General features: G+C 73.8%; 10 protein-coding genes. 3 read left to right on the top strand and 7 right to left on the bottom strand.

Going from position 1 to position 10,913, the window contains the following annotated elements:
* Positions 1-114 precede the first annotated feature (114 nt).
* The 3 genes from AB0O82_RS26810 to AB0O82_RS26800 all read right to left on the bottom strand — a co-directional run bounded on the left by AB0O82_RS26810 (position 115) and on the right by AB0O82_RS26800 (position 3,230).
* Positions 115-1,311, bottom strand: coding sequence for a hypothetical protein (locus AB0O82_RS26810; protein WP_363586494.1), 1,197 nt, complete (start codon positions 1,309-1,311; stop codon positions 115-117).
* A gap of 232 nt (positions 1,312-1,543) precedes the next feature.
* Positions 1,544-2,620 (bottom strand): hypothetical protein, encoded by a 1,077-nt coding sequence (locus AB0O82_RS26805; protein ID WP_363586493.1) that lies wholly within the window; start codon positions 2,618-2,620, stop codon positions 1,544-1,546.
* A gap of 139 nt (positions 2,621-2,759) precedes the next feature.
* Entirely contained in the window at positions 2,760-3,230 is a 471-nt protein-coding gene (locus AB0O82_RS26800; protein WP_363586492.1) for a nuclear transport factor 2 family protein, read from the bottom strand.
* Positions 3,231-3,331: 101 nt separating this feature from the next.
* Here AB0O82_RS26800 and AB0O82_RS26795 point away from each other — a divergent pair, with 101 nt between their 5' ends.
* A complete protein-coding gene (locus AB0O82_RS26795; protein WP_363586491.1) occupies positions 3,332-3,901 on the top strand; it encodes a TetR/AcrR family transcriptional regulator in 570 nt (189 codons plus the stop codon).
* A 15-nt stretch (positions 3,902-3,916) separates the two neighbouring features.
* Here the strand turns inward: AB0O82_RS26795 and AB0O82_RS26790 are convergent, their stop codons facing one another.
* Both AB0O82_RS26790 and AB0O82_RS26785 read right to left on the bottom strand, forming a co-directional pair.
* On the bottom strand, positions 3,917-5,173 hold the full coding sequence (locus AB0O82_RS26790) for an ROK family transcriptional regulator (protein ID WP_363586490.1): 1,257 nt from the start codon (positions 5,171-5,173) through the stop codon (positions 3,917-3,919).
* A gap of 260 nt (positions 5,174-5,433) precedes the next feature.
* Positions 5,434-6,303: a chitosanase gene (locus AB0O82_RS26785; RefSeq protein ID WP_363586489.1), complete on the bottom strand. Its 870-nt coding sequence runs from the start codon at positions 6,301-6,303 to the stop codon at positions 5,434-5,436.
* A gap of 421 nt (positions 6,304-6,724) precedes the next feature.
* On the opposite strand from AB0O82_RS26785, the gene AB0O82_RS26780 reads away from it, so the two are divergent.
* Entirely contained in the window at positions 6,725-7,564 is an 840-nt protein-coding gene (locus AB0O82_RS26780; RefSeq protein ID WP_363586488.1) for an HAD-IIB family hydrolase, read from the top strand.
* Between the two features lie 156 nt (positions 7,565-7,720).
* On the opposite strand, the gene AB0O82_RS26775 is transcribed toward AB0O82_RS26780, so the two are convergent.
* The gene (locus tag AB0O82_RS26775) at positions 7,721-8,926 is read right to left on the bottom strand and encodes an alginate lyase family protein (RefSeq protein WP_363586487.1); all 1,206 of its coding nucleotides are present in this window, start codon (positions 8,924-8,926) and stop codon (positions 7,721-7,723) included.
* Positions 8,927-9,113: 187 nt separating this feature from the next.
* Here AB0O82_RS26775 and AB0O82_RS26770 point away from each other — a divergent pair, with 187 nt between their 5' ends.
* Positions 9,114-9,281 carry a hypothetical protein gene (locus tag AB0O82_RS26770; protein WP_350879489.1) on the top strand — a complete coding sequence of 56 codons (168 nt, stop codon included), beginning with the start codon at positions 9,114-9,116 and terminating at the stop codon, positions 9,279-9,281.
* A 190-nt stretch (positions 9,282-9,471) separates the two neighbouring features.
* On the opposite strand, the gene AB0O82_RS26765 is transcribed toward AB0O82_RS26770, so the two are convergent.
* Complete coding sequence (locus AB0O82_RS26765) at positions 9,472-10,791, bottom strand: DUF5685 family protein (RefSeq protein ID WP_363586486.1); 1,320 nt, start codon at positions 10,789-10,791, stop codon at positions 9,472-9,474.
* Between the last annotated feature and the right edge of the window lie 122 nt (positions 10,792-10,913).

Genomic DNA, 10,913 nt, shown 5'->3' with positions numbered 1-10,913 from the left:
GGTGAGGTGACCCGGGTGGCGCGGGAGGTCGGTACCGAGGGCATCCTGGGCGGCCAGGCCGACGTCAAGGGCGTCTCGGGGACGTGGCGTGCGGCGGGCGGGACGGCGCCATGGCTAGCGGGTGATGGTCCACTGCTGCTCGGCGGAGCCGTCGCAGGTCCACACCCCGAGCTCCTTGTCGTCCTCGTGGTAGGTCAGGCAGTCCTGGTCGCTGATCCGGATCACGTACCGGTCGCCCGAGACGTTCTTCACCTCCCACTTCTGCTCCGAAGAGCCCTTCCACCCCTTGGTGTTGGCGAAGTAGGTGCCGGTGTTCTCGGTGAGGTCCCGCCCGAGTGCGTTGGTGATCCGGTAGCGGCCGCCGCCCGCGTCGCGGAACGTCCAGGTGCCGCCCGCGTCGCCCGGCTTCCCGGCGATCACCGAGGCGCCCTCGCCGGAGCCGGTGGCAACGGCGCCGAGGTTGTTGACGGTCCGCAGGTGCACGGGTGTGTTGAGCGCGGGCCGGCCGGAGCCGGTGGGGGTGCCGGTGCCGGGCTTGGTGCCGGGCTCGGCCGGCTCACCGGGCTTGCCGGTGTGCGGAGGCCTGGCCGGCGTGGCGGGCACCCCGGGGTCGTACGGCGTGCCGGGGTCCTGTGGCATCGCGGGGACGATCTGGGTGGCCGGCAGCCCGCCCGGCGCGGGAGTGCCCGGGTCCCTCGGCACGCCGGGGAACGCCATCGGGGAGAAGTTCACGACGCCGTCGGTGTGGTTGTAGCGCTGGCCGGCGCTGCCCGTGCCCCTCGGGTACGTCCAGGTGTGCTCGCGGGTGGTCCGGTTGAAGAGGCCGTAGAACCCCCAGTTGCCCCAGCCGCCGTCGAAGCCGTTGGCGAAGCTGCCGCCGCCGGAGAAGACCCAGATCCGGTAGGTCTGGTCCTCGCGCGAGGTCTTGTCGTGGTAGTCGACGTCGTACGTGAAGGCGACGTTCTGGAAGCTCTGCTCGTAGTTGTGGACGTACCAGGGGTCTCCGAAGGCGTTGTCGCCCTTGATGTTGAAGACCATGATGTTGTAGCTGCCGCCGGTCGCCTTGATCAGCATGTCGAGCGTGTCCTGGACGAACTCGCCGCGGGCCCGGTTCTTGACCTCCGAGGTGTGCTGCGCCGCCTGGATGCACCACACCAGGCTGGTCGAGCCGGGAGTCACCGCGTTGGCGGCGTTGCAGTTCTCCTGGGCCGGGTCGTACGAGCCGTCGGCCATCGCGGGCCCCGCCAGACCCAGGACGGCCACGGCACTCATGCCTGCGGCCAGGGCCGACAGCTTCTTCGTCGAACGCACGTGCTCTCCTTGCGAGTTCTGTGATGGGCGGGACAAAATATGGCATTCCGGTCAGCCGATCAGTGCCATTTTGTCTCGATCCATACGCATCCCTTGCGTAGGCCTGACGCCCGCGGTGCGCCGGCCCGAACCCGTGCGGGCGATTTCTCAAGCCCCTTGTGAAGGACGGATGATCGGGCCGCCCGGGTTCAACGGGCCACGTCCGTCGATCACGCTGCCCGATCCCGGGGGCTCACGGCCGGTAGGCGGGGAGGCCCTTGACGGTGGAGACCTGGGCCGGGGCGGCGGAGCCGTCGGCGGGGAGGGTGCTGACGCCGTCGGGGGTGCGGGCCGCGATGGTCCGGCCGTCGGGGGACCACGCGGGTTCGGTGTAGTCGGTGGCGGCGGCGGGGGTGAGGTCCTTCTCGTCCTTCTGGTCGATCCGGCTGGAGCGGGTGAACAGGTGGTCGTGCCCGTCGACGGAGCGGACGAAGACGACGTGCTCGCCGTCGGGGGAGAGGGCCGGCTGGGAGCCCTGGCCCAGGTCGCGGGTGGCGGGGCGGATGTAGTCGTCGTAGAGGTAGACCTCGTCGGCGGGGGTGTTGGCGTAGACGATCTCGCCGTGCCGGCCGCCGGCGTCGGCCCAGGTGTTGCCGGTCTGCGGCGGCTGCGGCATGTTCGCGTTGCCGTCCAGGGAGGTGTGCGGGGTGAGCACCTCGGGGGTGCCGCCGACGGCCTTGGTGGGGATCTTCTCCAGGCGCAGGACGCCGCCCTTGGCGGCGGCGAAGACGATGGTGTCGAAGCGTTCGGCGGATTCGGGGAGGTCGCTGGGGCCCTGCGCGGCGTGCTGCCAGGTGGGGTGGGACCAGGTCTCGCCGCCGGGGGCCGTGGCGAGGGTGGCCTTCGCGCCGCCGTCGGGGTCGGCGACGACGAGGTCGCCGTTCCCGTCGATGAAGGCCGCCCTCCTGCCGTCGGGGGACCAGGCGAGGTCGCGGACGACGGTGCCGAAGTCGACGGTGGTGCCGTTCATCGCGACGGCCCGGGTGCCGGTGCTGATGGTCAGGTGGTTGGCGGCGCTGGTGCCGTTGACCTCCTTGGCACCCGGCGTGGGGGTACCCGGCGTGGGGGTGCTCGGCGTGGGGGTGCTCGGGTGGGTGGAGCCGCCCGGGGCCGGGGTCCCCGGAGCGGTGGCGCCGGGCGCCGCGCTGCCGGGGGCGGCGGTCGGGTCCGAGCCGGCGTTGTCGGGGCCGCAGGCGGAGAGCAGGACGGCGCCGACGGTGGTCATCACGGCGAGCGCGGCGGTGGTGCCGAATCTGTTGCGCACGGACATTTCCAGGTCCCCCTCGGGTGCTGTTCGCGTTCGAGGAGGAGCATCCCAGGGGGAGTTCAGCGGCCGGTGCGAGCCGTGTCACGGTCGTGGAACAACAGCCGACCCGGCCGCCCTGCCGGGAGCGGAGCCTGATGCCGGGTCAGAGTCCGAGGGCGGTGAGGCCGGGGTGGTCGTCGGGGCGCCGGCCGAGCGGCCAGTGGAAGAGACGTTCGGCGGCGGTGATCGACAGGTCGTTGATGGCGGCGTGGCGGTGTGCCATCAGACCGTCGCGGTCGAACTCCCAGTTCTCGTTGCCGTAGGAGCGGTACCACTGGCCGGAGTCGTCGTGCCACTCGTAGGCGAACCGGACGGCGATGCGGTCGCCGTCGTGCGCCCACAGCTCCTTGACGAGGCGGTAGTCGAGTTCGCGGTGCCACTTGCGGGTGAGGAAGTCGGCGATCTGCTCGCGTCCGGTGAGGAACTCGGTGCGGTTGCGCCACCGGCTGTCGGGCGTGTAGGCGAGGGCGACGCGGTGGGGGTCGCGGGTGTTCCAGGCGTCCTCGGCGGCGCGGACCTTCCGTCGGGCGGTCTCCGGGGTGAACGGGGGCAGGGGAGGGCGCTGTTCGGTCACGGGGTCTCCTCGGGTGCGGCGGAGCCGACGGCGAGAACGGTCGTTCTCACCGTAGCGGCTACCCTAGGAGAACCATCGTTCTCACGCAAAGGGCACGGCAGATGGACCAGCACGACCCGCGAGGCCTGATCCTCGACGCGGCCGAGGAGCTGTTCTACGGGCAGGGCATCCAGGCGGTCGGCATGGACGCCGTCCGGGCGGCCTCCGGCCTGACGATGCGCCGGCTCTACCAGCAGTTCCCGTCCAAGGACGACCTGGTCGAGGCGTACCTACGGCGCCGGGACGGGCGCTGGCGGGCGAACCTCGCCGCCTACGTGGCCGGCGCCGCCACGCCGCCGCGCGACCAGCTGCTCGCCGTCTTCGACTGGCTCGGTCGCTGGTTCGCCGAACCCGGCTTCCGGGGCTGCGCGTTCGTCAACTCCTTCGGCGAGCTGGGCGCCGTCTCACCGGCGGTCGCGGCGACCGCCCGGCAGCACAAGGAGGAGTTCAACGCCTACCTCGTCTGCCTGGCCGAGGCCGCCGGCGCCCCGCCCGCCACCGCCGCCCAGCTGGCGCTGCTCGCCGAGGGGGCCATGACCACCGCCGCCGTGCACGGCGACCCGAGCGCCGCCGCCGATGCCAAGGCAGCCGCCCGCGTACTGCTGGACGCCGCCCTGTCCGCCCGCACCTGACGGACCGGGGGGCCGTCAGCCCGGGACGGGGGCCGTGCGCCGCTCGAAGACCTCGGGGCGGGCCGCCTCCAGGGCGGTGGCGACGGCGCCCAGCAGGACGGCGTCCTGGCCGAGCCGGCTCGGCTCCAGCCGGGGCCGCAGCGGGGAGCGTTCGTACAGGGCCTGCTCCAGTGGGCGCAGCAGCAGGTCGGCGCTGCGCCCGATGCCGCCGCCGAGGACGATCACGTCCGGGTCGAGCAGCGCGGCGACGACGGCGAGGACGTAGCCCAGGTGGTCCACTTCCTGCCGGACGGCCTCGACCGCGGCGGGCTCGCCGAGCCGGGCCCGGGTGAACACCTTCTCGGCGGTGAGCGGCCGCCGCATCCCTAGGTCGAGGGCGGTGCGCACCACGGCGTCGGCGGAGACGGTCTCCTCCAGGGTGGTGCCGGTGTTGGTGTTGGTGGTGGAGGTGCAGCCCGGCAGGCGCAGCAGTCCGAGTTCGCCGGCCGCGCCGTGCGCCCCCGTCAGCAGTTCGCCGTCCTTGACCACGCCCAGGCCGAGTCCGGTGCCGACCAGCAGGTAGACGAAGAGCCGGCTGCCCGCGCCCGCGCCGTAGGTGTACTCGCCGACGGCGGCGAGGTTGGCGTCGTTGGCGACGGTGACGGTGGTGCCCAGGCCGTCGGCTATTCGGTCGAACAGGCCGGGGCGGCCCCAGCCGGGCAGGCTGGCGGCGAGTCTGACGCTGCGTCTGCGCTCGTCCCAGACCCCGGGCGTGCCGGCCACGGTGTGGGCCACGGCGGTGCCGGGCAGGCCCGCCTCGGCGATGGCCTCGCGGGCGGCCGCGACGACGGCGTCGGCGACGGCGTTGGCCGAGCGGCCGCGGTTGGGCAGGTCGCGGCGGGCGACGACGCACCCGGACAGGTCGGCGACGGCGACCCGCAGCCGGGCCCGGCCGATGTCGAGCCCGAGGACGTGCCCGGCGGCCGGGTCGGTCTCGTACAGGACGGCGGTGCGGCCGCGCTCGGGGGCGAACCGGCCGGCCTCGCGGGCGAGTCCGGCGAGTTCGAGGGTGGCCAGCGCGGTGGAGACGGTGGGCTTGGACAGCCCGGTGTCGCGGGCGAGTTGGGCCCGGGAGAGCGGGCCGTGCCGGCGCAGCCGCTCCAGCAGGAGCCACTCGTTGTTGCTCCGGAGCCGCTGCCGGTTCCACGGCTGTTGTCCAGGCCCTGACAGTGGAGCGAGGGTGACGGGCTGCGGCGCCCCGTCCGTGGCCGTAGTCCGTCCTGCTGTGCTCATTCGGTCGATCGTAGGGCACCCGTCAGCCGACGAACGAGGACGGACGGTGAGAGGACGGGCGGTGAGCGGATCGGCGGAGTGGAGGAGTGGAAGCGCGGACCGCCGGTGGCGGCGGGGAGTCCCGGCTCCCTGCCGCCACCGGCGGTCGGATCGCCCGGCGCGGCCGCGCTCCGCCGGGGTCGGGGAGTCCGGGGGCGGGCTTCGCCGGGCCGGGGTCCGGTCCCACACACCGGACCCCGGGCTCGACGGGTGCGGGTGGGTCAGCTGATGGTGTAGCCGGAGCCGAAGGCGGTGACGCTGAGCGGGCCGTCCAGGTTGTAGTTGCCGGTGGCGGCGATCCGGCGCAGGCACTCGACCCGGTCGACGGACTTGCTCCATTCGGCGGCGGTGGAGGAGTTGGCGGGGTTGGTGAGGTCGTCGATGCGGACGTCGAAGAAGGCGTTCAGCCAGGTGCTCTCGCCGGCGCCGGACGGCGAGCCGACCTTGGCGTTGGTGCGGCTGATGAGGGCGGGCAGGGCGTCGTACTCGCTGCCGTTGCCGTGCTGGATGGAGGCGTCGTACAGCTCGGCGCGGGCGAGGGCGGTGGTGAGGCCGAGCTGGTCGGCCTGGTTCATGGCGGGGGTGAAGTAGCGCTGGTCGACCTGGTCGTCCTGGACCTGCCGGAAGGTGGCGTCCTGGGCGGCCTGCTTCCAGGCGGCGACGTAGTCGCTCTCGGGCAGGCCGCTGGTGTCGCCGCTGCCGGCGGCGGCCAGGCGCTCCAGCTCGGGGATGAAGCGGGCGAGCGGGTTGTCGGGGGAGACGGCGGTGTAGGCGCGGACGACCTTGAGCGCGTCGCCGTCGTTGGTGGTGAAGCCGGCGCGGCCGGCGGTGACGCCGCGGCCGTCGTTGATGTTCTCGGCGTAGCCGTACTGGAGTTCGGTGGTGCTGTTCTCGAAGATGCTGATCAGCTGGTCGGCCCGGCGGTGCTGATCGGGGGTCAGGCCGCCTGCGGACGCCCGCTGCACGGCCGCGGCGGTCGCCCGGGCGGGGGCGGCGGACGCCGAGGCGGAGGTGGCGGCCCAGGCCGCACCGGCGACCAGGGCGGCTGCCGCGGTGGCGGCGGCGAGGCGTCGGGTTCGGGAAACTCGCATGGGTGTGCTCCGATCTCCGGGGCGGTGCCGCCGGAGGCAGTGGGGGGTGGCGCGCCGGCCGACCGGGCGCTGTGGGGGCAAGAGCGCGAGCTCGCGGCAGCAGAGTACGGTCTGCGGTCGGTGACGGTCTATAAGGTAAGGAAAGTTTCCTAATAAAATTACTTCGGTCTCGGAGGCGGTACTCGGTCGTCGCCGATCGGGCCACCCCGGTGATACCGTCCGAGCGTCTGGCGACCGACTGCCCGGCCACCGCCGGGCCCGGCCCGCGAGCTCCCTGCACCGCCGACCCGGGTGCCCCGCGCGCACGCACACACCGCGTGCCCGCCGCGTGCGCACCGCCTGCGCCGTACGCGCGCGTACTGGACACGTCCCCGCGCCCGGCCGCCCCACCGAAACCCCGACCAGCACGGAGCACCGACCCATGAGCCTCCCGAGCACCACCCCACCCACCGTCACCCCGATACGGCCGCCGCGCCTGGTGGCCACCGACCTCGACGGGACGATCGTGCGCGGCGACCGCACCGTCTCGGCCCGTACCGTCGCCGCCCTCGCCCGGGTCGAACGGGCCGGCGGGCTCGTCGTCCTGGTCACCGGCCGCCCGCCGCGCCTGATGGGCGAGATCGCGGCCGCCTTCGGCCATCGGGGCGTGGCGATCTGCTCCAACGGCGCCTTCGGCTACGACATGCGCACCCGCACGGTGATCGCGGAGAACCCGATCCCGGTCGACGTGCTCGGCGAGAGCGCCCGGCGGCTGCGCGAGGCCGTGCCGGGGATCGGGCTGGCCGTCGAGTACGCCCAGGAGCTGGCCGGGGACGCGCACTACGAGGCGGGCGCCTGGGACGCCGACACCGCGGTGCAACGCCTCGACGACACACGGCTGTTCGGCCGCCCGGCGCCCAAGCTGATCGGCCGTCACCCGGAGCTGTCCGCGGACGAGCTGCTGGCGCTGGCCCGTCCGGTGCTCGGCGAGCTGGTGACGGTCTACCACGCGAACGGCGAGCGGCTGGTCGAGGCCGTCGCGAAGGGCGTCAGCAAGGCCGCCGCGCTCGGCGACCTGGCGCGGCGGCGCGGGATCACCCGCGAGCAGGCGGTCGCGTTCGGCGACATGCCCAACGACCTGCCGATGATGGCCTGGGCGGGCACCTCGTACGGCGTCGCCAACGCCCACCCGGAGGTGCTGGCCGCGGTGGACCACGTCATCGGCAGCAACGACGAGGACGGGGTGGCCGCCGTCCTGGAGGGCCTGTTCCCCGAGGGGTGAGTCACGCGCGGAACGGGCGTTCCCGGGAACGCCCGTTCCGGGACCACCTGTTACCGGAAGGCCCGTTCCCGGAACGGACGCTCCCGGGAAGGGAGCAGCCGCGACGGCGGCTCCGGGCGGGTGCACTCCCGGAACCGCCGCTTGCCGCCCGCGCCGTCAGGGCGCGCTGGTGTGGGTCAGGGTCTCCCAGCCGATGAAGTAGTTGGCCCCGAACGGGCTGTGCGCGGCCACGTACTGCTCGGTCTGCGGCATCGCCACGCCCTCGCGCAGGTGGTACTCGTTGTACGCGAGCTGGACGGCCGGGCCGAGGCCGGTCTTCGCCGAGCCGTCGCAGAGCCAGTCCGGCACGTTCGCGCCGTTGTCGTAGGCGGTGTGGAACTCCAGGGCCTTGACCAGCCGTTCACGCCCCTCGCCCCACAGGTCGAGGCCCTGGAGCCGGGCGGTCTCGGCGGTCTGGGCGGCGGCCTCCAGGCCCCAGCCGGTGTGCCCGAAGTCGCGGCAGGTCTCCTGCGAGAGCCCGTCCACGAAGGTCGACTGGCCGGACCAGTACTTCACCAGCGCGGCCTCGCCCTCGATCCCGGCCTTGGGCGGCGGCACCGGCAGATCGCCGTCGGAGGACAGGTAGACGTAGGCGGGCAGGCGCTTGCGCCACATGCCGGCGGCCTGGTCGAACAGGCCGCGGTCGTCGAGGAAGACCGCGATGCCCATCAGGGCGTCGGTCTCGATCAGCTCCCAGTTGCCGTTCTTGCGCGGGCTGCCGGGCGACAGCAGCGGCACGTAGACGGTGCGCAGCATGGTGGCGAAGCGGTCGACCGAGGCGGCCGGCCAGCCCGCCCCGGAGTGGCGGATCAACTCGGCGGCCCGGGACCAGTTGTTGCCCGACCAGCCGGTCTGCAGCGGGGCGTTGCTGTTGGTGTGCTCCTGGATCACGGCCGACCAGGCGTCCATGATCTCGATCGCCTTGTCGGCGTACCGCTGGTCGCGGGTGAGCACCCACTGCAGGGCGTGGGCGTAGGCGGCCATCGCGTCGTCGCGCTCGTCCGAACAGCCGTTGTCGGGGTGGGAGCTGGACCCGCACTCGACGGTGGCGCGCGGCCGGGGCCGCCAGTCCAGCGAGGCGTACTTGCTCGACCGGAGGCCGGCGAAGGCGGACGTCCAGGGTTCGGCCCCGGCCGCCAGCTTGTCCTTGAGGAAGCCGAGTTGCTGGTCGCCGACCAGCACGCCGGGGTGCTGGAAGGCGGCCCGCGGGCTGTGCGGGGCGGGTGCGACGGGTGCGGTGGCCCCGGCCGGTGCGGAGGCGAGCGGGAGCAGGGCGGCGAGTGCCGCCGCGGCGATCAGTGTCCTGGTGCTGCTACGTCCCATGGGGAGGTGTTCCTCTCGCGGGGGAGGCGGTCGAGCGCTGATGTCATGTTAGGAAAGTTGCCTAACATGGGAAGTGAACCACCAACCCCCGCGCGCGCCAAGAGGACCGGCTCCGTTCACCGCCGCACCCGTAGGCGTGCGTTCCGCATTTATCGCCTGTTGATCGTCGGGGCGTAACGTCGGACCCATGAACGAGATGACGGCCGAGTGGCCGGGGGCGGCGCCCGAGGGGCGGATGACGGAGCAGGACACCGAGCGGTTCCGGGAGTTGCTGGCACGGTTGGAGAACTCGCTGGCGGCGGATCGGACGGCTGACCGGGCGAGGCGACGGGCGGCGGCCGGGTCCGATGCCTGACGGGTCGGAGCGGCGCCCGGTGGTGGTGCTGCCGCTCTGGCGGCGCGGTGAGGCGTACGGGCCGGCTGACCGGCCCGGGGTGCCGCGGGGGCGCTCCGGGCCGGTGGCGGTCGATCAGGTGGCGGTGTCGCAGATGCCGCCGCTGCCGCCGGCGGCGCGGTGGAATCCGGACGGCTGACGGTACGGCACGTCAGCAGCTGCAGTCGCAGCAGTCACAACCATCACAACAGCCACAGCCGTCGCAGCCATCGCAACCGTTGCAGCAATTGCAAGGGTCGCAGCAGTCGGCGCAGTCGCAGTCGTGCCGCTGGCACCAGCCCTCCCGGCGCTCCCGGTTGAACGGGTCGTTGTGCTCGCAGCAGAGCAACTGGCAGGTGCAGGCCATCAGCGCCCACACGGCGCACCCGGCCAGCAGGTTGCGCGGTCGCGGCGGCTTGGCGCCGATCGGGGTGAAGCCGGGGCCCTGGGGCACCCACGGCGGGAGCGGGGTCCGGCCGGGATCCTGACCGGGAGTCTGCCCGGGCGGCGCCTGGCGCGGCGGCGCGTCGTGCGGGTGCTCCCCGGCGGCGTGCGGGTGCCCGCCGGTCGCCGCGTGCGCCGACCCGTCGGCGGCGGGTCCGGCGTTCCGGGTCTGGCAGGCGGCTGCGTGGGCGGCCGGGCCGAAGACCCGCTCGACGGCCCGCTCGGTCTCGTGCGCGAGCAGCAGGTGCACCAGGGCCCGGTCGGTCAGTTCGACCTCGCGCAGCGCGAGCCGGATGCCGTGGACGGCGTCGCGGCACAGGCGTTCGGCTTCGGCGCGCCCGGTGCCGGTGGCGGTCAGCGGGTTCCAGGCGCCGCCGGCGGCGTCGGCGGCCTGGTCCTCGGCGGCGTCGAGGAGGTGGGCGAGCCGGCCGAAGAGCCGGCCGGCCTCGGCGAGCGGGGCGGCGTTGCCGGGGCGCCCGGCGAGGACGGCGGTGTGCGCGAACGCGGCCGAGGTGGCGGTCTCGGTGGGCTCGGTGACCAGCAGGACTGAGCCGCCGGGCGGCAGCGACCGCTCCAACTCGCCCTGCCGGGAGGCGGCTTCGAGGAGTACGCCGGTGTCGAAGCCGACCGTCGAGGCGCTGCCGGCGCTCTGCCGGTCCCACCGCCGGGTGACCGCGCGGGCCCCGACGGCGACCGGGCGGCGGCCGAACACGCCGTCACGGTCCTCGACGTGGTCGCGGATCTTGACCGAGGCGAGGGCGAGCGAGACGGCGGCGGCGAGCCGGGCGCCCTCGCCCCGGGCGACGGAGGCGGTGCGCATGCCGCGCAGCGGGCAGGGCCCGGCGGTGCGCCGCCAGGAGGTGTCCTCGCGGGCGGCCTGGGCCTCGACCAGGACCGAGATGATCAGGCCGTCGTAGTTGGTGGCGGTGCGGGCGAGTTGGCCGTGGTCGTCGCGCAGCGCGAGGCAGAGCCCGCACAGGTGCGCCAGCCACGACGCCTGAAGCCGTTCGGACAGCCGGTGCTTGCACGGTCTGATGATGCCGAACATGGTTCCCCCTCGCCGGTGGGCCGCTGACCAGCCCTGATCCGCCGCACATCATATGATCACCTCCCCTCCCGGGCCGAGGGGGCGGAAGAGTCGAGGCGGCGGAGGAGCCGGAGGAAGGGAGA

Origin of the sequence: Kitasatospora sp. NPDC088264, assembly GCF_040685715.1 — a bacterium.
Lineage (GTDB): Bacteria > Actinomycetota > Actinomycetes > Streptomycetales > Streptomycetaceae > Kitasatospora.
Note: the sequence above shows the minus strand (reverse complement) of the source record. Positions and strands in the feature narration are given on the sequence as shown.